The sequence below is a fragment of the Pseudomonas sp. NPDC099000 genome, from assembly GCF_044759925.1.
Taxonomy (GTDB): domain Bacteria; phylum Pseudomonadota; class Gammaproteobacteria; order Pseudomonadales; family Pseudomonadaceae; genus Aquipseudomonas.
In genome coordinates this window covers 41,707-63,740 of sequence record NZ_JBIWAF010000003.1, presented here as the reverse complement: position 1 = coordinate 63,740, position 22,034 = coordinate 41,707, and the positions used below count along the sequence as shown (strand labels likewise).

Annotated in this window: 18 protein-coding genes; 11 read left to right on the top strand and 7 right to left on the bottom strand. The window is 59.2% G+C overall.

Annotated features, from left to right (window positions below; all coding sequences use genetic code 11):
• Window positions 1-24: 24 nt before the first annotated feature.
• Window positions 25-867: a pca regulon transcriptional regulator PcaR gene (gene pcaR / locus ACIQV9_RS04935; protein WP_403098766.1), complete on the bottom strand. Its 843-nt coding sequence runs from the start codon at window positions 865-867 to the stop codon at window positions 25-27.
• A 683-nt stretch (window positions 868-1,550) separates the two neighbouring features.
• On the opposite strand from pcaR, the gene ACIQV9_RS04930 reads away from it, so the two are divergent.
• Window positions 1,551-1,751, top strand: a complete 201-nt coding sequence (locus ACIQV9_RS04930) for a hypothetical protein (RefSeq protein WP_007935837.1) — start codon at window positions 1,551-1,553, stop codon at window positions 1,749-1,751.
• 376 nt (window positions 1,752-2,127) lie between these two features.
• Window positions 2,128-3,603 (top strand): inorganic phosphate transporter, encoded by a 1,476-nt coding sequence (locus ACIQV9_RS04925; protein ID WP_219095263.1) that lies wholly within the window; start codon window positions 2,128-2,130, stop codon window positions 3,601-3,603.
• A 717-nt stretch (window positions 3,604-4,320) separates the two neighbouring features.
• Here ACIQV9_RS04925 and ccoM read toward each other — a convergent pair.
• From ccoM to ACIQV9_RS04910, 3 genes are all read right to left on the bottom strand, one after another.
• Window positions 4,321-4,434 carry a cytochrome c oxidase subunit CcoM gene (ccoM, locus tag ACIQV9_RS04920; protein ID WP_010462558.1) on the bottom strand — a complete coding sequence of 38 codons (114 nt, stop codon included), beginning with the start codon at window positions 4,432-4,434 and terminating at the stop codon, window positions 4,321-4,323.
• A 144-nt stretch (window positions 4,435-4,578) separates the two neighbouring features.
• On the bottom strand, window positions 4,579-4,740 hold the full coding sequence (locus tag ACIQV9_RS04915; protein WP_008074569.1) for a hypothetical protein: 162 nt from the start codon (window positions 4,738-4,740) through the stop codon (window positions 4,579-4,581).
• Between the two features lie 71 nt (window positions 4,741-4,811).
• A complete protein-coding gene (locus tag ACIQV9_RS04910) occupies window positions 4,812-5,153 on the bottom strand; it encodes an aspartate-semialdehyde dehydrogenase (protein ID WP_403098763.1) in 342 nt (113 codons plus the stop codon).
• A gap of 218 nt (window positions 5,154-5,371) precedes the next feature.
• Between ACIQV9_RS04910 and rapA the strand changes: the two genes are divergently transcribed.
• Window positions 5,372-8,218 (top strand): RNA polymerase-associated protein RapA, encoded by a 2,847-nt coding sequence (gene rapA / locus ACIQV9_RS04905; RefSeq protein WP_403098761.1) that lies wholly within the window; start codon window positions 5,372-5,374, stop codon window positions 8,216-8,218.
• A gap of 183 nt (window positions 8,219-8,401) precedes the next feature.
• Here the strand turns inward: rapA and ACIQV9_RS04900 are convergent, their stop codons facing one another.
• On the bottom strand, window positions 8,402-9,751 hold the full coding sequence (locus ACIQV9_RS04900; protein ID WP_403098759.1) for a spinster family MFS transporter: 1,350 nt from the start codon (window positions 9,749-9,751) through the stop codon (window positions 8,402-8,404).
• Between the two features lie 360 nt (window positions 9,752-10,111).
• Between ACIQV9_RS04900 and ACIQV9_RS04895 the strand changes: the two genes are divergently transcribed.
• Together ACIQV9_RS04895 and ACIQV9_RS04890 are read left to right on the top strand one after the other, a co-directional pair.
• Window positions 10,112-10,477: a YkgJ family cysteine cluster protein gene (locus tag ACIQV9_RS04895; RefSeq protein WP_403098757.1), complete on the top strand. Its 366-nt coding sequence runs from the start codon at window positions 10,112-10,114 to the stop codon at window positions 10,475-10,477.
• 134 nt (window positions 10,478-10,611) lie between these two features.
• Window positions 10,612-12,894, top strand: coding sequence for a putative bifunctional diguanylate cyclase/phosphodiesterase (locus ACIQV9_RS04890; RefSeq protein WP_403098755.1), 2,283 nt, complete (start codon window positions 10,612-10,614; stop codon window positions 12,892-12,894).
• On the opposite strand, the gene ACIQV9_RS04885 is transcribed toward ACIQV9_RS04890, so the two are convergent.
• Entirely contained in the window at window positions 12,785-13,681 is an 897-nt protein-coding gene (locus tag ACIQV9_RS04885) for an NAD(P)-dependent oxidoreductase (RefSeq protein WP_403098753.1), read from the bottom strand. The genes ACIQV9_RS04890 and ACIQV9_RS04885 overlap by 110 nt on opposite strands.
• A gap of 198 nt (window positions 13,682-13,879) precedes the next feature.
• Between ACIQV9_RS04885 and ACIQV9_RS04880 the strand changes: the two genes are divergently transcribed.
• Window positions 13,880-16,075 (top strand): hypothetical protein, encoded by a 2,196-nt coding sequence (locus ACIQV9_RS04880; RefSeq protein ID WP_403098750.1) that lies wholly within the window; start codon window positions 13,880-13,882, stop codon window positions 16,073-16,075.
• A gap of 291 nt (window positions 16,076-16,366) precedes the next feature.
• Here the strand turns inward: ACIQV9_RS04880 and ACIQV9_RS04875 are convergent, their stop codons facing one another.
• Entirely contained in the window at window positions 16,367-16,672 is a 306-nt protein-coding gene (locus ACIQV9_RS04875) for a DUF2288 domain-containing protein (RefSeq protein ID WP_403098749.1), read from the bottom strand.
• A gap of 350 nt (window positions 16,673-17,022) precedes the next feature.
• Between ACIQV9_RS04875 and ACIQV9_RS04870 the strand changes: the two genes are divergently transcribed.
• The 5 genes from ACIQV9_RS04870 to ACIQV9_RS04850 all read left to right on the top strand — a co-directional run bounded on the left by ACIQV9_RS04870 (window position 17,023) and on the right by ACIQV9_RS04850 (window position 22,025).
• Window positions 17,023-18,150 (top strand): branched-chain amino acid ABC transporter substrate-binding protein, encoded by a 1,128-nt coding sequence (locus ACIQV9_RS04870; protein WP_403098747.1) that lies wholly within the window; start codon window positions 17,023-17,025, stop codon window positions 18,148-18,150.
• Window positions 18,151-18,382: 232 nt separating this feature from the next.
• A complete protein-coding gene (gene livH, locus ACIQV9_RS04865; protein ID WP_219096865.1) occupies window positions 18,383-19,306 on the top strand; it encodes a high-affinity branched-chain amino acid ABC transporter permease LivH in 924 nt (307 codons plus the stop codon).
• Window positions 19,303-20,559, top strand: coding sequence for a high-affinity branched-chain amino acid ABC transporter permease LivM (locus tag ACIQV9_RS04860; protein WP_403098744.1), 1,257 nt, complete (start codon window positions 19,303-19,305; stop codon window positions 20,557-20,559). The genes livH and ACIQV9_RS04860 overlap by 4 nt, the downstream gene beginning before the upstream one ends.
• The gene (gene livG / locus ACIQV9_RS04855; RefSeq protein WP_109628305.1) at window positions 20,556-21,323 is read left to right on the top strand and encodes a high-affinity branched-chain amino acid ABC transporter ATP-binding protein LivG; all 768 of its coding nucleotides are present in this window, start codon (window positions 20,556-20,558) and stop codon (window positions 21,321-21,323) included. Before ACIQV9_RS04860 ends, livG begins: the two co-directional genes overlap by 4 nt.
• Window positions 21,324-22,025: an ABC transporter ATP-binding protein gene (locus ACIQV9_RS04850; protein ID WP_083374874.1), complete on the top strand. Its 702-nt coding sequence runs from the start codon at window positions 21,324-21,326 to the stop codon at window positions 22,023-22,025.
• The last annotated feature ends 9 nt before the right edge of the window (window positions 22,026-22,034 follow it).

Below are 22,034 nucleotides of genomic sequence, written 5' to 3'. Positions count from 1 at the left end.
GACTCTGTGCGTTTATCGAACAGCTTAGGCAAACAACTGGGCGCTGAGGTCACGACTGGCACTCAACAAGCCTGGCAGGAAACGTTGTTCCAGCTCGTTGCGGCTGACTCGCCCGGCGTGAGTACTGACGTTGAGCGCTGCCACTACTTGACCGGAAGCGTCGTACACCGGAACGGCGATCGAGCGCAGGCCTTGCTCCAGTTCCTGATCGACGATGCACCAGCCTTGTTGCCGCACTTGCTGCAGACATTCGAGCAACGCCTCGGGAGTGTGCAAGGTTCGGCTGGTCTTGGCCTGGAACTCCGCATGGTCGAGGTATTCACGAAGCGACGTGTCGTCCAGTGCCGCGAGCAGGATCCGGCCCATGGACGTGCAATAGGCCGGCAACCGCCCGCCCACCGACAGGTCGACAGAAATCAGGCGCTGGGTAGTCGCCGAGCGAGCGATGTACAAAATGTCGTCGCCCTCCAGCGTGGCCATGTTGCAGGCCTCGTGAAGCTGCTCGCTCATGCGGTCCAGATACGGCTGGGCGGAAACCGCCAGCGGCGTCGAAGAAAGATAGGCATGGCCGAGCGTCAGCACTTTGGGCAGCAGCGAATAGGTGCGACCGTCGGTGGTGGCGTAGCCGAGTTTGATCAGGGTGTGCAGGCAACGTCGCACAGCGGCGCGGGGAATTTCCGTGCGGTGACTGATCTGGGCGATGGTCAGGTGTCGCTTGCGCTCCTGGAATGCTTGAACCACCGCCAAACCCCGGGCCAGGGACGTCATGAAATCCGGGTCGCCGGTCAGAGCCTGGATTCGCTTGGCGGGCGAGGCCACGATCGGCGGCGCCACTGAAGCGAAGGAGTTGCGCATTTGATCGTTCATATCAGGTCCTTTTCCTACACGGATCAGCGGCTATTACATGCGGCTTCGGGCCCTGCACACAAGCCACAGGCCGCAAGATTGGGCGATTATCGAACCATCGACCGATAATCGCAATCGGCCTCACAGGCGATGACCAACCTGCACGCGCTGATTTGCGCAGTGCCCGCTACATGCTTTAATTCTTCGCTGATTAAAAGGGCTGATTGTAATCGGGTTAACTTGTTCGACTTTATGACGCCAGAAAGACATCGTCGCAATGTGACATCATCCACACCCTAGTTACCGCTGAAAGTTGCGAGTAACAAAACAATCACACAGCTAGAACTACTTTTAACTCTCAAGAGATAGTGTTCTTCGGATCGACCGCTATAATGCACCTCAGTGGCGAAGCGGTTTTTACGTGCCGATTCCGTCACTCGGCAGCCCGGTATCCTATCGTCGCTGTCTGCAGCAAGCGCTTGACGCTCATTTCATATGCTCCGCCAACGCGCTCGCTGAAACAGGTAACTGATGCTACGTCAGCTGTTTTTCTCTGGTGCCGTGGCCGCCTGCAACATGGAAGTATTGTTCTCACGCCGTAAAAAACGATGCCTTTGTCCGGCATTGTCCATTCGACGAGTGTGGTCAATAGATTCCTGCAGCGCGTTTCACCAGAATTTATCTCAACTCATACAGGTAGCACTGTGACGAAAGACGAACTGCGCGCGGAACTTGAGCGCCAGGAACAACGTTACAAGGAAGTTTACGGCGGGGAAGTCACCACCTACGCCGCTCAGCCCGAACCCGAACGCAAACCCTGGCGTAAACGCGCCACCGTTCAGGATCAGGCATTCACCCAGGAATTGCAGAAGATGGAAAAGGAACTCAAAGCCGAAGAGCCATGATCACTTCGGCCTGAATCCTTTCAAGGGTCTGCATCGGCACCCGTTAAAAGCGGGGTGTTCTGATGATGACTTTCGCGCCCGCTACAAGCGGGCAGCGGCCACCTCACCCCACGGATGAGGCAAATGGCACTTGCCTGACCCTCTTCTCAGATATTTCACACAAGTGTTCAAACCTCTCGGCCTCACGAGCGAAACCCTTGTGGCTGCGCCTTTTCATCTGAATTCAATGACTTGCAAAACCCGGTAAAAACCTCGGGGATAGGCTTTCGTCACAAACTAATTCGTTGAAGAATGTTACCGATGAGCACCTAGTGCATCGATTAGCAGTCTTTTCTGGCATAATCGCGCCCCCTTATGACCGGGTCAGAAAACCTTCATGATCGATTTATTCAGCGGACTGGATGCTTGGGTGCTTGTGAGCCTCTTGCTCGCCCTGGCCTTTGTCCTCGCCTTCGAGTTCATCAACGGCTTTCATGACACCGCTAACGCGGTGGCCACCGTTATCTACACCAAAGCCATGCCGCCTCATCTGGCGGTGTTCTTTTCCGGTGTGTTCAACTTTCTCGGCGTGCTGCTGGGCGGTGTCGGAGTGGCGTATGCCATCGTCCACCTGCTGCCGGTAGAGCTGCTGATCAATGTGAACACCGGTCACGGGCTGGCCATGGTGTTCTCGCTGCTCGCCGCCGCCATCACCTGGAACCTGGGCACCTGGTACTTCGGTATCCCGGCCTCCAGCTCCCACACGCTGATCGGTTCGATCCTCGGTGTCGGCCTCGCCAATGCCTTGATCAACGATATTCCGTTGGCCGATGGTGTGAACTGGCAGAAGGCGATCGATATCGGTGCGTCCCTGGTGTTCTCGCCGATGGCGGGTTTCCTGGTCGCCGCGCTGATATTGATCGGCCTTAAATGGTGGCGTCCACTGTCGAAGATGCACAAGACACCGGAACAGCGCCGCAAGATCGATGACAAGAAACACCCGCCGTTCTGGAACCGCCTGGTGCTGGTCATTTCGGCCATGGCCGTGAGCTTCGTGCACGGTTCCAACGATGGCCAGAAAGGTATCGGCCTGATCATGCTGGTGCTGATCGGTATCGTGCCGGCGCAGTTCGTACTCGACCTGGGCAGCACGACCTACCAGATCGAACGGACCCGCGATGCGACCCTGCACCTGAGCCAGTTCTACAAGCGCAACGCCGACACCCTGGGCGAATACCTGGCCTTGGGCAAAAGCGTGGAAGGCGATCTGCCGGAGAAATTCCGTTGCAACCCGCAACAGACCGAACCGACCATCACCGCCCTCCTCGGCACCCTTAAAGGTGTAGCGGATTACCACTCGCTGTCGCCGGAAAGCCGCATCGAAGTGCGTCGCTACCTGCTCTGCCTGGACGACACGGCGAAGAAAGTCGGCAAGCTGCCTGGCCTCGCTGCCCGTGAAAAGGCTGACCTGGACAAACTGCGCAAAGACCTGACCACCACCACCGAATACGCCCCGTTCTGGGTGATTCTGGCGGTCGCCCTGGCCCTCGGCCTGGGTACCATGGTCGGCTGGAAGCGCGTGGTACTGACCATCGGCGAGAAGATCGGCAAGCAGGGCATGACCTACTCCCAAGGCATGTCGGCACAGATCACCACCGCGAGCCTGATCGGCATGGCCAACATCTTCAGCCTGCCAGTCTCCACCACCCACGTCCTGTCCTCAGGCGTTGCCGGCACCATGGTCGCCAACAAAAGCGGCTTGCAAGGCGGCACCGTGCGGACCATCCTGCTGGCCTGGGTCCTGACCCTGCCCGCGACAGTGGCCCTGTCGGCCGGCCTGTTCTGGCTGGCGTCGAAGGCACTGGGCAGCTGATACATTGCTGCGAGAAAGAGGCGCGCTCCGTGAGGTTCGCGCCTTTTTTATGGCCTGCATTTTGGCGTTACGGGTCTGTTGAAAGAGATCGGTTGGCCATGAGAATGCCTCGCGAGCAGGTTCGCTCCTACAGAGGGAAACATCTGCAAGAAATTGGTCGGCTGTCAGGCCGCCATCGCGAGCAGGCTCACTCCTACAAGGATTCGGTGTGCACGCTTCGCTCCTCACCACTCAACAGGCCCAGCGTTAGCTCGCCTGCAGCTTTTGATCTTGAACTGCCCGCCCCGTCGGGAGGCTGAGTGGAGGCGTTCATCTGGGGGGTGGGCGCGTAGCGCCGTGCGGCGAAGCCGCACACATCGAGAGGAGGTCGAAGCGAAGCCGACCGGAGGCGATGCCCCCAGATGAATGCCGGAGCGAAGGTACGCCGAGCCTTAGCGAGGGGCCGGACGTTGGGGCGAAGCCTTTTGGTTCCTTTTTGCTGGGCCGGCACTCCGGCGTCTGAAAAAGGGACTCGCTGTAAGAGCGAAACCATAAGTGGCCGTTACCGCAGGAATGGATATGTATAGCTCAGAGAAATAGGTCGGCTACTAGGCCGCCTTCGCGGGCAAGCCTCGCTCCTACAGGTTGAACTGCGTACATCAGTAAAAGGCGCAGGCAAAAAAAAGGGCAACCGAAGTTGCCCAAAATGCCTTGCGTGCTCATTACATCCAGAAAGAACTACGGTTTGCGCTTATGCGAATCCTTCCAGATAAAAAATCCGAACCCTGCGAAAAACAGCACCATGAGGCCAACTGTCAGCACTCCGGCGATCACCACGTTGTCGAAAAACATGACGGTTCTCCTGCACTTGCCCTGTTGCGATGGGGCTAAGTTAACCAATCAGGCAGAAGAGAAAATTGACCGGGATCAATGTCGCCCGAGACAGGGCGTAAAGGAGGGGAAATAACTGACCTGCATCAACCGATGCAGGGTGTTTCAGCGCTTTTTCGGCTTGTTCTTCGGCTTCTTCTTGGCTTTACCCAACGGCATCGCCTGCTCAAACGCCTGGCGCACTTCATTCAGACGTTTTTCATTAAGGTCATGAACCCGCTTGGCGCGTTCAGCGTTGAGATCAATCAGCTTGTCGTCTTGGCTCATGGTGCTCAGTACATCGATGGCAGGTTTGTCGTAATAATGAGGTCTGACGGCAGCCCTGACCAGCCACCCCCTCAAATCTGGATATCGACCCACAACCCCTGGCGCGGCTGATCTTCCATCAACGGCGCCACCGGCACGGTATTGTCGGCATTGAGCTCTACACCCGGAACCGCCAGATGCTCCTCCGGATCTTCATCAGCTTCACGGCGACGCCGTTCCCGCTCCTGCTTGCGCCGCTGTTCCTCGCGCAGCTGAAAAGCCGCTTCTTCGGGATCGCGCTGTTGCAGGTCGATAGTGCTTTCGTTGGAGCTTTCCTGCACCGGCACCACAGGCGGAATATCCGGGCGCTGGCGGATCGGGTCCTGCTGTGACGTGATCGGCACGGCACTCAAGGGGAGCATCGGTGGCAGCATAATTATCAGTCTCCTGTCAGCAGGCTGTCGGCTGCGGGGATGGCGACTTGAGCCATCGGTCGCAAACTGTGACCGGTTTGGCACCGATTGGTGCCCCAACCTGCAAGCGCCGCATCGTTGGGCTAACGTAAGACTGCGAGTTTTTATGAGAGTCCTTTGGCCCTGAAGCCCTCATTCCGTTAAGATAGCCCGCTTTTTCAAGGTGGGAGTCAGGCAGCATGGCGCAGCAGTATCAACCGGGGCAACGCTGGATCAGTGACAGCGAAGCCGAGCTGGGTTTAGGCACCGTTCTGGCACAGGACGGCCGCTTGTTGACCGTGCTCTATCCGGCCACTGGCGAGACTCGCCAGTACGCGCTACGGAATGCGCCCCTCACCCGCGTGCGGTTCTCGCCGGGAGACTCCATCACTCACTTCGAAGGCTGGAAACTGACCGTCCAGGAAGTCGACGACGTCGACGGCCTGCTGGTCTACCACGGCCTCAACGCGCAGAACGAAGTGGTCACCCTGCCGGAAACCCAGCTGTCGAACTTCATTCAGTTCCGGCTGGCCAGTGACCGTTTGTTCGCCGGGCAGATCGACCCGCTGGCCTGGTTCTCGCTACGCTACAACACGCTGGAACACACCAGCCGCCAGTTGCAATCCGCGCTTTGGGGCCTCGGTGGCGTGCGTGCGCAACCGATCGCGCACCAGCTGCACATCGCCCGTGAAGTCGCCGACCGCATTGCGCCGCGGGTTTTGCTGGCAGACGAAGTGGGCCTGGGCAAAACCATCGAAGCCGGTCTGGTGATCCATCGCCAACTGCTCTCGGGCCGCGCCAACCGCGTGCTGATCCTGGTTCCCGAAAACCTGCAGCACCAGTGGCTCGTGGAGATGCGCCGCCGCTTCAACCTGCAAGTCGCGCTGTTCGACGAAGAACGCTTTATCGAAAGCGATGCCGCCAACCCGTTCGAAGACACCCAGCTCGCGCTGGTTGCACTCGAGTGGCTGGTGGAAGACGAGAAGGCCCAGGACGCACTGTTCGCCGCCGGTTGGGACCTGATGGTCGTCGACGAAGCGCACCACCTGGTGTGGCACGAAGACAAGGCCAGCCCTGAATATTCGCTGGTCGAGCAACTGGCCGAGGTCATTCCCGGCGTGCTGCTGCTGACCGCGACCCCGGAACAACTGGGCCAGGACAGCCACTTCGCGCGCCTGCGCCTGCTTGATCCGAACCGTTTCCATGACCTGCACGCCTTCCGTGCCGAGAGCGAGAACTATCGCCCGGTGGCCGAAGCCGTTCAGGAGCTGCTGGACAAGGGGCGCCTGTCGCCTGAAGCGCACAAGACCATTCACGGTTTCCTCGGCAACGAAGGCGAAGCCTTGCTGGCGGCGGTCAACGATGGCGATATCGAAGCCAGCGCCCGCCTGGTCCGCGAACTGTTGGACCGCCACGGCACTGGCCGCGTGCTGTTCCGCAACACCCGCGCCGCCGTGCAGGGTTTCCCGGAGCGCAAACTGCACCCGTACCCGCTGCCGTGCCCGGACGAATACCTCGAACTGCCATTGGGCGATCACGCCGAGCTGTACCCGGAAGTCAGCTTCCAGGCCCAGCCGGACGCCAACGAAGAAGAACGCTGGTGGAAATTCGACCCGCGCGTCGAGTGGCTGATCGATCAGCTGAAAATGCTCAAGCGCACCAAAGTGCTGGTGATCTGCGCCCACGCTGAAACCGCCATGGACCTGGAAGACGCCTTGCGCGTGCGTTCCGGGATTCCGGCCACGGTCTTCCACGAAGGCATGAACATCCTTGAGCGTGACCGCGCCGCCGCCTACTTCGCCGACGAAGAATTTGGTGCGCAAGTGCTGATCTGCTCGGAAATCGGCAGTGAAGGTCGCAACTTCCAGTTCTCGCACCACTTGGTGCTGTTCGATCTGCCGTCGCACCCGGATTTGCTGGAGCAGCGGATCGGTCGTCTCGACAGGATCGGCCAGAAGCACATCATCGAGCTGCACGTGCCGTACCTGGAAACCAGCCCGCAAGAACGGCTGTTCCAGTGGTACCACGAAGCGCTGAACGCGTTCCTCAACACCTGCCCGACCGGCAACGCCCTGCAGCATCAGTTCGGCCCGCGCCTGCTGCCGTTGCTGGAAAACGCCGATGACGGCGAGTGGCAAGCGCTGATCGACGAAGCCCGCGCCGAGCGCGAGCGCCTGGAAGCCGAGCTGCACACCGGCCGTGACCGCTTGCTGGAGCTCAATTCCGGCGGCGCTGGCGAAGGTGATGCGCTGGTCGAAGACATTCTCGAACAGGACGATCAGTTCGCCCTGCCGATCTACATGGAAACCCTGTTCGACGCCTTCGGCATCGACAGCGAAGACCATTCGGAAAACGCGCTAATCCTCAAGCCGAGCGAAAAAATGCTCGACGCCAGCTTCCCGCTGGGCGACGACGAAGGCGTGACCATCACTTACGACCGCAACCAGGCACTGTCTCGCGAAGACATGCAGTTCATCACCTGGGAACACCCGATGGTGCAGGGCGGCATGGACCTGGTGCTGTCCGGCTCGATGGGCAACACCGCCGTGGCGCTGATCAAGAACAAGGCGCTGAAACCTGGCACCGTGTTGCTCGAACTGCTCTACGTCAGCGAAGTGGTTGCCCCGCGCTCGCTGCAGCTGGGCCGTTACCTGCCACCGGCCGCCCTGCGCTGCCTGCTTGATGCCAACGGTAATGACCTGTCGGCCCGGGTGTCGTTCGAAACCCTTAACGATCAGCTGGAAAGCGTGCCGCGCGCCAGCGCCAACAAGTTCATCCAGGCCCAGCGCGATCAGCTGACGCCACGGATCAACGCCGGTGAAGAGAAGATCTTCCCGCGTCACGCCGAGCGCGTGGCTGAGGCGCAGCGTCGTCTGGCCGCCGACACCGACGAAGAACTGGCGCGCCTGACCGCACTGCAAGCGGTCAACCCGACCGTGCGCGACAGCGAACTGGTTGCCCTGCGCAAACAGCGCGAACAGGGGCTGGCCATGCTCGACAAGGCGGCGTTGCGACTGGAAGCGATTCGGGTGTTGGTGGCGGGTTAAGTCCCCCGCTCCACCCTGCTAAAAAAGAAGGCCCGCAGCGATGCGGGCCTTTTTTTATGCTTGATTATTGCGGTGCTGCGGATGGCCTCATCGCGAGCAAGCTCGCTTCCACAGTGTCCGTGTCGAGCACAACATCCATGAACGCCACTGAACCTGTGGGAGCGAGCTTGCTCGCGATGGCGATCACGCCGTCGCCACAGAAACCTCAGGCTCAACCACCGCCACCAGTCCATCCTTCATCCGCTTGGCATCCCGAACAAAACACCGCGATGCCAAAAACAGAAACACCATGGTGAAAAACAGCGCCACCGGAATCAAATACATCGCGTCATGCAAGCCGACCGCCTTGAACGCCTCGGTCATCTGCCCGGCGCCAGCCGCGACCATCGCCGTATGGGCGAAGTGGTCGGACAATCCGCCCACCACCACCGGCCCCAAACCACCGCCCAGCAAATACAACCCGGCGAAGAACAGCGCCATCGCCGTGGCCCGCAAGCGCGGTTCGACCACGTCCTGAATCGCCGTGTAAACGCAGGTATAGAAGTTGTAAGCGAACAGCCAACCCACACTGAACACCGCCACGAACACCCCGATCTCGATCCGCCCGGCATGCAGCGCCCACGCCGTGCACACAGTCGAGACGATCAGGCTGAACGCCGCAAACAGCAGTCGCCCATTGGCCACCCGCTGGTGAATCTTGTCGGCGACCCAGCCGCCGAGCGTCAGCCCGAACAAACCGGTCACGCCGACGATCACCCCGGTCGCCACCGCCGCTTCCTGCAACGGCATCAGAAAATAGCGCTGCAGCATCGGCACCAGAAACGAGTTGCAGGCATAAGTAGCGAAGTTGAAGCACAACCCGGCCATGACCAGCCAAAGAAAGGTCGGCACCGCCAGAATTCGCCGGATCGGCTTGTCGACTTTCTCTTGCGAGACCTGCACGGTTTCCGCCGCGCCGCGTTTCGGCTCCTTGATGTAGAACATGAAGATTGCCAGGATCAGCCCCGGCACCGCCGCGATGAAGAACGGCGCACGCCAGCTGTCGAACGCCTTGACCATTGCGCCAATGGTGAAGAACGCCAGCAGCAGGCCCAATGGCAGGCCAAGCATGAAGATACCCATGGCCCGGGCGCGACGGTGAGCCGGGAACAGGTCGCCGATCAGCGAGTTGGCGGCCGGCGCGTAACTGGCTTCGCCGATGCCGACGCCCATGCGCACGATCAGGAACGCCCAGAAATTGCCCACCAGCCCATTGACCGCCGTGAGGCCGCTCCACGCCGCCAGGCCCCAGCCCATCAGCTTGCTGCGCGAACCGGTATCGGCCATGCGCCCCAGCGGCAGGCCGGCAATGGCGTAAACGATGGTGAATGCAGTACCGATGATCCCCAGCTGGAAGTCGCTGAGGTGCCATTCCATGCGGATCGGTTCGATGATGATGGCCGGGATGGTGCGATCGAAGAAATTGAACAGATTGGCCAGGAACAGCAGGAACAGAATGCGCCAGGCATTCGCCGCTTGGGTCGAGTTCTGCATGGGGTCCGTCTCTTTTATTGTTATTGGGGCTTCGCTGTCCCCGGAACCTCCAATCTAGACAGGCCCGCCGGAGCTGTCTGTAATTATTCGTAATGCTGATATCAGCCCATGGCAACCGAGCCTGCTCACCCTCTGTGGGAGCAGGCTTGTCCGCGATTGCGATCGGTCTGTTACATCAATGCTTACTGCCACGCCGCTATCGCGGGCATGTTGCTCCCACAGGGAAATGTAGTGTTTTCCATGAGCCGACCGGCTGCTGAAAAATACCTTTGCGCCCCCCTTCCCTAGTCCACGGCGAAGCCTAGAATAGCGGCCTTGTCCACCCCACCGTGTCCCCCATCCCTCCTTTGATTATCGCCCATGTCCGAAGCCAGTCCGTGTCTGAATTGCGGTGCCTGCTGTTCTCATTTTCGCGTGTCTTTTTTCTGGGGTGAATGCACCTCGGCCGGAGGAACGGTGCCTGACGAGCTTGTCGCGCCCATCAGCCCCAGCCGGGTGGCCATGCTGGGCACCGATTGCAAACCCACTCGCTGCGTCGGGCTGGTCGGCGAAGTCGGCAGCACCGTGCAATGCTCGATTTACGATCAGCGTTCCAGCACCTGTCGCGAGTTCGACGCCTCCTGGGCCAATGGCGAGGCAAACGTGGATTGCGATGCGGCACGTGCAGCCTTTGGGCTGCCTGCGCTGCAACCGGAGTTCGAACTCCCTTATGAGCAAATTGCCTAAAGTCATGGCTAGCTAATTTCAAAATCATCCAAAGCAATGTGCCAGCACGGTTTGCACTCTTTGTATGACTTCTATACTCCACCACATTCGCCAGGGTTCATGGTGTCGGCAGGAAGACAAATACGAGGCGTCCGATGGAGTGGCCTGCTTTATATTTCACGACTCAACTGCCTGAGACCGGCCAGGTCATCCTCAATTGCGCCCATAACCCCTTTCTGGTGTTGCTGGCTTATGTGGTCGCCTGTGCGACCGGCTTCGCCACACTGGACATCACCGAACGGGTCGGCCATGCCGAAAAATCCACGTCCCAACGACTCTGGCGCTGGATCGGCGCCGGGTGCCTGGCGGGCGGTATCTGGGCCATGCACTTTGTCAGCATGCTGGCCTTCCAGGTCCCGATCGAAATCCATTACCAGTTACCCATCACCCTGATCTCGTTGTTGTTTGCACTGACGGCCTCGTGGCTGGCGATGCATACCCTCAGCCATCCTCAGCTGACTTTCTGGCAAACCCTGCGGGCCGCGGTATGGATCGGCCTGGGTATCGCGACCATGCACTACGTGGGCATGGCCGCCATGCGCTCGAATGCGACGGCTTATTACAACCCCGCCCTGTTCGCCCTCTCTATCGTGATCGCGATTGGCGCCAGTCTGGCAGCCCTGTTGATTTCCCGTCACTTGCGCGAAGGCAGCGGCGTGGCTCATCAACTGCTCAAGTACACCGCCAGCCTGGTGCTCGGGGCCGGCATCGTCAGCATGCATTTCACCGGCATGGCGGCGCTCAACCTGGTGCTTCCCATCGATAGCGTCCAGCCGTTGCCCGGCGACAACAATCACCTGCAACTGGGACTGACGGTGGCGGTGATGACCTTGCTGATCATCGGCAGCAGCATCAGCGCGGCATTGGCCGACAAGAAGCTGCAACACAAGGAATCGGACCTCAAGCGGGTCAACACCCTGCTCAGTCAACTGGATCAGGCGCGCTTGTCGCTGCAACAGGTGGCGCACTACGACGCGCTGACCAACCTGATCAACCGCCGTGGCTTCAATCAGATTTTCGCCGAAAAACTGCTCGAAAAGACCAACGAAGGCGGCATGCTGGCGGTGATGTTCCTCGATATCGACCATTTCAAACGCATCAACGACAGCCTCGGCCATGACGCCGGCGATGAATTGCTCAAGGTCCTGGCCAGCCACATCAAGGGCACGGTGCGCAGCCACGACGATGTGGTGGCGCGCTTCGGTGGAGACGAGTTCTGCATCCTCATCGGCCTGAATGACCGTGAAGAAGCGCGGTACATGGCCCAGCGCATCATGCTGAAAATGAAAGAGCCCATCGAGCTGGCCGGCCGCAGCATGGTCATGACCACCAGCATCGGCATCAGCCTGTTCCCGGAGGACGGCAAGACCTGCGAAGAATTGTTGAAAAACGCCGATCTGGCGCTGTATCAGTCCAAAGGTAGCGGGCGCAACGGGCTGCATTTTTTCAGTCCGCACATGAAAACCCGCGCCACACTGGAACTGCAAGTTGAAGAAGAATTGCGCGACGCACTGCGCAAAGACGACGGGTTGATACTGTATTACCAACCGATCTATGACCTGAAAACCGGCCAGGTCTCCAAACTCGAAGCGTTGATTCGCTGGCAACACCCGGTTCACGGGCTGCTGACACCGGATCGATTCATTGCGATTGCCGAGGCTAACGGCCTGATCGCCGAACTGGACAACTGGGTTTTGCGCAAGGCCTGCGAAGACCTTGGCGAACTGTCCCGCCAGGGGTGCGAAGACCTCAAGATCGCCGTGAACTGCTCGACCCTGAACCTTGCGCGCGAAGAGTTGGCCGATGAAATCGAGCACGCCCTGCGCGTCGCCGGGGTGGCACCACAACGGCTGGAAGTGGAGGTGACCGAAAACGCCTTGATGGGCAACCTTACCAAGACCCTGGTGCTGTTGCGGCAGATTCGCGCCCTCGGAGTCTCGTTGTCGATCGACGACTTCGGCACCGGCTATTCATCCCTGGCCTACCTCCGGCGCCTGCCCCTGAACACTCTGAAAATCGACCGCTCTTTCATCCAGGACATTCCCAAGGCCACCCAGGACATGGAAATCGTCCAGGCCATAATCATGATGGCCCACACCCTGCATCTGCAGGTGGTCACCGAAGGCGTCGAAACCATCGAGCAATATGACTTCCTCAAACGCCTGGGCTGCGACTTTGTTCAAGGCTATCTGCTCAGCCGTCCGGTGCCTCTGACCGAACTGCCTGGGGTGCTGAACGAAATCAACCAGCGCAAATACCTGCGCATCGTCAGTCCCTTGAATCTGGCTTACGGTACATCCGCACTAACGTCGACGGATCCTTTTCCAAAAAGCCCTGCCCCCCATGCAGGCGCATCAGTTGTGCGGCCAATCCGCTGATCGGCGTGGCCGAACCCTGTTCGCGGGAGAATTTCACCGCGGTGTCGAGGTCTTTGAGCAGCGTGCGCACGTGCCACTTCACTGGTTCGAAACGACTCTCGGCCATTTGCGGGGCGAGGATCTGCAGCGGTTTTGAATCGGCGAAGCCTCCCGCCAGCGCCTCGGCGATCAGGCTGGCGTCGACGCCGGAACGCTCGGCCAGTGCCACCACTTCAGCAATCACCAATGCATTGCAGGCAACGATCATCTGATTGCAGGCCTTGGTCACCTGCCCGGCGCCGACACCGCCCATGTGAGTCACCCGTTGACCGAGGTTCAGCAGCACCGGCCTGACTCGCTCAAGGTCTGCCGCTTCGCCGCCGACCATAATCGCCAGACTGCCGGCCTCGGCGCCGACGACCCCACCGGACACCGGCGCATCCAGCCAGCGCATGCCGCATTGGCCGACAAGCGCCGATGCCATGTCCCGCGTCGCAGTCGGTTCCAGACTGGAAAAGTCCACCAGCAACTGACCACGTTTCGCCCCCTCGGCAATGCCGGCCGGACCGAACACCACCTCGCGCACCACCGCCGTGTCCGCCAGGCACAGCATCACCACATCGGCGTGCTGAGCCAGTTCAGCCGCCGTCGCCACTTGCCGGGCGCCGGCCTCGACCAACGCTGCGCATTTGGCCGGATTGCGATTCCAGACCGTCAGCGGATACCCCGCCGCCAACAGGCGACGGCACATGGGCAAGCCCATCAGGCCGATTCCAGCAAAACTCAACGAAGGTAGCGTTGACATCATTTAGCCTTCTTTTGATTAAAGATCGCCGAATATTGGCCGATTCATCATGACTAAGGAAAGGATTCCCCCGAGCGACGCTCAGGCTTTGTCCCTGTCGCTTGGGCAAAATACGCGCTGAATAAAGCCGCGAGTTCCTATTCCGTGAAGGTTCGACGACACCGTGTCGCCGAGCCAACCAGCCCAGGTACATGGCGCCCAATGACTTCTAAAAATAATCCGGCCACTGCGGTTTCCGATCTGACACTGAGCCCTGCGGCAAACAGCCCCTCATCGTCGAAGCCATTGATCCCGTCACGTCCGCTGGCCAGTCAGCAATACCTGTATTTCACCGAAACCAACACCGACCGCATCCTCGACAACCTCGATGGCCTGCGCGACATGGTATTTCCGCGCCCACCGCACCTAGAAGGCGACAACGAACAGCACAACGAACAGGAATTCCCTTCGGTGTGCCTGATCGGCCTGGGACGTTGCGGATCGAACATTGCGCTGGACGTCGCGGAGCTGGTGTACAACGCCCGCAAGTTTTACCTCAACGAATTCAACAACGAAGACCGTCTGTCGCCGGACAAACGCTACGCCGAAAAGGGTTACAGCCCGGCGCAGTGGATCCGCAACAACCTGCGTCTGGGTACGAACAAGGCCACCAAACCGGTGTTCCTGGTCGAGCCACTGGTGATGCTCGGCGACCTGGACAAAGACATTGCCGGTCGCATCCGCTTCTCGCGAAAAGGTGAAAAAAGCGGCTTCCTGCGTGACTACAGCAAAATGAAAATCATGGACTTGTCGGAAGTCCACGCCGGTGGCGCCGGTAACGCGCCGATCCTCGGTCAGTACCTGGCCAAGATCATCCTGAACAAGGACACCCAGCGTTTCTCCAGCCCGGACTGGAAGATGATTCATTCGTACCTGATCGACAGCTGCGGGATCAAGGCCAACCAGTCGCGCCTGTATTTCTCGATCTTCAGCGCCGGCGGCGGTACCGGTTCGGGCATGGCCTCGGAATTCGGCCTGGCCCAGCAGCACTCGTACATGAACAAGACGTTCGACACCAAGCCGATGGATGAACACGACGGCAAGAGCGGTCACTCCTTCGTCTTCGAGCCGATCTTCACCAGCGGCATCTGCGTGCTGCCGAACATTTCCGATCACCGCAGCGAAATGTCCGAGGCGCTGCACATCAACGCCGGTCGCCTGTTGTGCAAATACCTGTCGGAAGAGTGGGACTTCTCCTACAACTTCGCCAACGAAGACAGCAGCGAAGCCAGCGTCATGGGCCGGATCCGCCCATGGAACGCCATGATGCTGATCTCCAACGACATCATGCGGTATGCCGAAGAAAGCGATGACGGCAACATTCAGAACATCGACGTCAACGCGATGGAAAAGCACGCCAACCAATACATCTCGCAGCAGATTTTCAACATTCTGACGGCGCAGGCGGTCACGACTGACTACGACCAGAACTACTTCCGTCGCGCGGGCATCGACATCGGCGAAACCATTCGCCTGGACGCCAACGACCTGTTCATGAGCCTGGCTGGCCCGGTGGCGATTGCCTACGCCGAGTCCGTGGTGCCGGAAACCCCGCCGCCGAGCAGCGACAAGTTCAAGGTGTTCGAGAAAGAGCCGCAGCGTCTGAACATCGACGACTTGTTCTTCCGCTCCATCGACCTGCCGCACTTCAACAAAGTGACCCAGGCGATCGAAGGCATCAGCCTGTTGCCGATCGAGTCCAAGCGCTATCGCGCCTCGCTGGAGCAGTACAAGAATTCCGGTTACGACGCGGCTGCGTTGCACGACCTGCACTTCTTCAAGAACTGCTCGTCGGTGGTGTCGATTGTCTCGCTGCCGAAAGACTACAAGCTGTCCTACATGGACCTGAACCGGCTGAAGACCCACCTCAACAGCCTGTTCCCGAACACCACGCTCAAGCGTTATGCGCTGGTGATCGGTGCATCGGCCAACCTGTCGCTGACCACCCTGATCGCCAAGAGCCCGTGCCTGTCGGACGACTTCCTGACGCTGATCGTGGCCTTCATCAAGCGCTGCTTCGCGAAGAACCCGTACCGCTTCGACGACACCCTGGATAACTCGATCCTGGACTTCATCATCAATGAAGACTTCGACGAAGACCTGATCGACGACTTGCTGAACGAGTTCGAGAACCCGGCGAAGATCCTCGACACCAACTGGTACGCGATCAAACCGATGTACGAGAAGAAGTACCGCGAGCTGATCAACGACAAGGACAAATTCGTCTCGATCAACGACATTCGCCTGTCGCGCGACTGCGTGAAGAAGGCGATCAAGTACCTGCGCGAGATCTACCGTCACCGGATTGGCAAGACCAAGGTTATTTCGCTGAATAACCATACCGGTAGAACTGCTTAATTCACCTACTGTCGATCGTTCCCACGCTCTGCGTGGGAATGCCTCCATGGACGCTCTGCGTCCGCTTTGGGACGCGAAGCGTCCCGGGCTGCATTCCCACGCAGAGCGTGGGAACGATCATATTCAGAAACAATTAAGCAGCCCGAAGGCTGCCCAATAAACTGTTCCCGTTACGTTTACGTCACCCTCGCCAAGACCCTTCTGTGGCCTTTCTCTACGGCAACGTGCCATCACGCTACTCACCTACACACTTTTAGTCGCTCGCGCGGCGCACCAATAAAGTGCGCGCAGTCAGCTCGTCGCCCTTTCCTGGATCAGAATCCACGGCGAAACCACCACGGCCCACAGCTGCGGGTCGCGCTCAAAAAGATCCAGCGCCCGTGTTTCAGAGAGCTTGGCGACCTTGTCGGCAGCCAGCCAGGCAGCCACTTTCTCGCCTTCGTCCGTCGCCACCGCCTCCGCTGCGGCGATCAAATCCAGGCCGGGGTCGACCCACAATAGGGCACCCTTGGCGAAGAAGGGCTCCAACTCTTTCCACGTAATAGATGCGGTTTCACCAAGCAGCTTGGCATAGAGGGTGCTAGGTTCTTGATTCATGGGCGCTGTCCGGAAAAGAAATCGACGCGAATGATAACGTCGGTGGTCTGGCAGAAAAACCCGGATGCAATTGAGTTACCGAATGAAAAGAGCAGGAAAGCCAGGGAATGCTGCTGAATCAAGCAATTAGCCAGCTAACATCCCGCCGCTATTCTGTCTTTTTCTTTCAATAAAGCGACACCCTCAGGTTTTGCCCCCCGGCGCCAGCTTCCCAGGCTAACAATTGGCGCTCTACACTGTACCGGTACAGTTGCCGGGGGCATTTTCCGGAGGATATCGAAGATATCTGACCCGGTTCTGCTGCTACGGCGCCAGGACTATAAAAACTACAACAGTAAGAGTGGAGCACTATGACTAAGGCTACTAAGCAGATTTCCAAACTGTTTGCCGCTATGGTTCTGGCCGGGGTTGCCAGCCATTCGTTCGCAGCTGACACCATCAAGATCGGCATCGCCGGCCCTAAAACCGGCCCTGTAGCCCAATACGGCGACATGCAGTTCAGTGGCGCCAAAATGGCCATCGAACAGATCAACGCCAAAGGCGGCGTAGACGGCAAGCAACTGGTCGCCGTTGAATACGATGACGCCTGTGATCCAAAACAAGCGGTAGCGGTCGCGAACAAAGTCGTCAACGACGGCGTCAAGTTCGTGGTCGGTCACCTGTGCTCCAGCTCCACCCAACCGGCTTCGGACATTTACGAAGACGAAGGCGTGATCATGATCACCCCGGCTGCCACCAGCCCGGACATCACCGCCCGTGGTTACAAAATGGTGTTCCGCACCATCGGTCTCGACAGCGCCCAGGGCCCTGCCGCCGGTAACTACATTGCCGACTTCGTAAAACCGAAAATCGTTGCTGTCCTGCACGACAAACAGCAATACGGTGAAGGCATCGCCACCGCCGTGAAGAAAACCCTGGAAGGCAAAAACGTCAAGGTTGCCGTGTTCGAAGGCATCAACGCCGGCGACAAAGACTTCTCTTCGATGATTTCCAAGCTCAAGCAAGCCAACGTCGATTTCGTTTACTACGGCGGCTACCACCCGGAGCTGGGTCTGATCCTGCGTCAAGCACAGGAAAAAGGCCTGAAAGCCAAGTTCATGGGTCCGGAAGGTGTGGGTAACGACTCCATTTCGCAGATCGCCAAAGACGCTTCCGAAGGCCTGTTGGTAACCCTGCCGAAATCCTTCGACCAGGATCCGGCCAACATCGCCCTGGCTGACGCGTTCAAAGCCAAGAAAGAAGACCCGAGCGGTCCGTTCGTGTTCCCGGCCTACTCGGCGGTGACCGTGATTGCCGACGGCATCAAGGCTGCCAAGTCCGAAGACACTGCCAAAGTGGCTGAAGCCATCCACAAAGGTACCTTCAAGACGCCTACCGGCGACCTGAGCTTCGACGACAAGGGCGACCTGAAAGACTTCAAATTTGTGGTTTACGAGTGGCACTTCGGCAAACCAAAAACTGAAGCCAAGCCTCAGTAAGGCGTTGCCTGACTGACTGCCAATAAAGCCCACGGCGTGCCGTGGGCTTTGTTTTACGAATGTATAGGGCCGCGCTGGCGTGATCCGCCAGTCTCCCCACCTGAAAATCTCAAAACCGTCATCAGCGGTTCGCTGGCAAACCTCGCGTTCGAAGTGGATGCAGATCCACGGGGCTCGAGCGGGAAAATGACTCCACCAGTGAAATGCGTATCAGGTTTTTAGGAGCGCTGTAATGCCTGACATCTATCACTTCTTCCAACAGCTGGTTAATGGTCTGACCATTGGCAGTACGTATGCCCTGATCGCCATCGGCTATACGATGGTTTACGGCATCATTGGAATGATCAACTTCGCCCACGGCGAGGTGTACATGATCGGCTCCTACGTGGCGTTCATCGCCATCGCCGGGCTGACCATGATGGGACTCGACAGTGTTCCGCTGTTGATGACCGCCGCTTTCCTCGCGACCATCGTCGTGACCAGTGCCTACGGTTACAGCATCGAACGGATCGCCTACCGCCCCCTGCGCGGCAGCAACCGTCTGATCCCGCTGATCTCCGCCATCGGCATGTCGATCTTCCTGCAGAACACGGTTCTGCTGGCGCAAGACTCCAAGGACAAATCCATCCCCAACCTGATTCCGGGCAACATTGCTTTCGGGCCAGGTGGCGCACATGAAGTGCTGATTTCCTACATGCAAATCGTGGTGTTCGTGGTGACGTTGCTCGCCATGCTCGGCCTGACGCTGTTCATCTCGCGCTCTCGCCTGGGTCGTGCCTGCCGCGCCTGCGCCGAAGACATCAAGATGGCCAACCTGCTGGGTATCAACACCAACAACATCATCGCCCTGACCTTCGTCATCGGTGCCGCACTGGCAGCCATCGCGGCTGTGCTGCTGAGCATGCAATACGGCGTGATCAACCCGAACGCCGGTTTCCTCGTCGGCCTCAAGGCCTTCACCGCAGCGGTACTGGGCGGTATCGGCAGCATCCCCGGCGCCATGCTCGGCGGGCTGGTGCTCGGTGTCGCGGAAGCGTTCGGTGCCGATATTTTCGGCGACCAGTACAAGGACGTCGTGGCGTTCGGCTTATTGGTTCTGGTGTTGTTGTTCCGGCCAACCGGCCTGCTGGGCCGTCCGGAGGTTGAAAAAGTATGACTAGGAATCTTAAACAGGCGTTGTTCAGCGCCTTGCTGGTGTGGGCGGTTGCCTACCCGGTACTGGGTCTGAAGCTGACCATCGTCGGCATCAACCTCGAAGTCCATGGCACCAGCACTGCAACGCTGATCACCATCGCCGTCTGCTCGGTCCTGATGTTCCTGCGTGTGCTGTTCGATCAGCAGATCAGCTCGGCCTGGCGTTCCTCGCCCAACATGCCGCTGATTCCGGCCAAGGCCAGTAACTTCCTGACCCTGCCGACCACCCAGCGCTGGATCATCATTGCGTTGATCGCCGGCGCCCTGGTCTGGCCGTTCTTCGGCTCTCGCGGTGCGGTGGATATCGCCACCCTGGTGCTGATCTACGTGATGCTCGGCCTGGGCCTGAACATCGTGGTCGGCCTGGCCGGTCTGCTCGACCTCGGTTACGTCGGTTTCTATGCCGTCGGTGCCTACAGTTATGCGCTGCTGTCGCACTACTACGGCCTGAGCTTCTGGATCTGCCTGCCGATCGCCGGGCTGATGGCGGCCACCTTCGGCTTCCTGCTCGGCTTCCCGGTATTGCGTTTGCGCGGTGACTACCTGGCGATCGTGACCCTGGGTTTCGGTGAAATCATCCGTCTGTTCCTGCGTAACCTGACCGGTCTCACCGGTGGCCCGAACGGCATCAGCAACATCGAGAAGCCAACGTTCTTCGGCCTGACCTTCGAACGTAAAGCGGCCGAAGGCATGCAGACGTTCCACGAGTACTTCGGCCTGGAATACAACTCGATCAACAAGGTGATTTTCCTCTACCTGGTTGCGCTGTTGCTGGCCCTCGGTGCACTGTTCGTGATCAACCGTTTGCTGCGCATGCCGCTGGGTCGTGCCTGGGAAGCGTTGCGTGAAGACGAAATCGCCTGCCGTGCGCTGGGTCTCAATCCTACGGTGATCAAGCTGTCGGCCTTCACCCTCGGCGCGGCATTCGCCGGTTTTGCCGGCAGCTTCTTCGCTGCCCGTCAGGGCCTGGTGACACCGGAGTCGTTCACCTTCATCGAGTCGGCGATCATTCTCGCCATCGTCGTATTGGGTGGCATGGGCTCGCAGCTGGGCGTGATCCTCGCGGCCGTGGTGATGATCCTGTTGCCTGAAATGATGCGTGAGTTCAGTGAGTACCGCATGTTGATGTTCGGCGCCTTGATGGTGCTGATGATGATCTGGCGTCCTCAAGGCCTGCTGCCCATGCAACGTCCTCACATGGAGCTGCGCAAATGAGCCGCGAGATCCTTAAAGTCGAAAATCTGAGCATGCGCTTCGGCGGCTTGCTGGCGGTCAACGGCGTGGCCCTGACCGTGAAGGAAAAACAGGTGGTTGCGTTAATCGGCCCCAACGGCGCCGGCAAAACCACGGTGTTCAACTGCCTGACCGGTTTCTACAAGCCGAGTGGCGGCAGCATCCTGCTGGACGGCGAGCCGATCGAAGGCCTGCCGGGCCACAAGATCGCCCTCAAAGGCGTGGTGCGCACCTTCCAGAACGTGCGGTTGTTTAAGGACATGACCGCGGTCGAGAACCTCTTGATCGCGCAGCACCGTCACCTGAACACCAACTTCCTGTCCGGCCTGTTCAAGACCCCGGGGTTCCGCAAAAGCGAACGCGAGGCCATGGAGTTCGCCGAGTTCTGGCTGGACAAGGTCAACCTCACGCAATTCGCCAACCGCCCGGCCGGCACCCTGGCCTACGGTCAGCAACGTCGTCTGGAAATCGCCCGCTGCATGATGACCCGCCCGCGGATCCTCATGCTCGACGAACCGGCCGCCGGCCTGAACCCGAAGGAAACCGAGGATCTCAAGGCGCTGATCAGCATGTTGCGTGAAGAGCACAACGTCACCGTGCTGCTGATCGAACATGACATGAAACTGGTCATGAGCATTTCCGACCACATCGTCGTGATCAACCAGGGCACGCCTCTGGCCGACGGCACGCCGGAACAGATCCGCGACAATCCTGAAGTGATCAAAGCCTACCTGGGGGAAGCGTAAATGCTGCAATTCGAAAACGTTTCCACCTTCTACGGCAAGATCCAGGCGCTGCACAGCGTCAACGTCGAAGTCCGACAGGGCGAGATCGTGACCCTGATCGGCGCCAACGGTGCCGGCAAGTCGACCCTGCTGATGACCCTCTGCGGTTCGCCGCAGGCCCACAGTGGCAGCATCCGCTACATGGGTGAAGAGCTCGTCGGCCAGGACTCGTCGCAGATCATGCGTAAAAGCATTGCGGTCGTGCCGGAAGGTCGTCGGGTGTTTGCCCGACTGACCGTGGAAGAGAACCTGTCCATGGGCGGATTCTTTACCAACAAGGGCGACTATCAGGAACAGATGGACAAGGTTCTCGGACTTTTCCCACGCCTGAAAGAACGCTTTGCCCAACGCGGCGGCACCATGTCCGGCGGCGAACAGCAGATGCTCGCCATCGGCCGTGCGCTGATGAGCAAACCCAAACTGCTGCTGCTCGACGAACCATCGTTGGGCCTGGCACCGATCATCATCCAGCAGATTTTCGACATCATCGAACAGCTGCGCAAGGATGGCGTGACCGTGTTCCTGGTAGAGCAGAACGCCAACCAGGCGCTGAAAATTGCCGACCGTGCGTACGTTCTGGAGAACGGCCGGGTGGTGATGACCGGCACCGGTGAAGCGCTGCTGACTGATCCGAAAGTGCGCGAAGCGTATCTGGGTGGTTGAGTCTTTGCG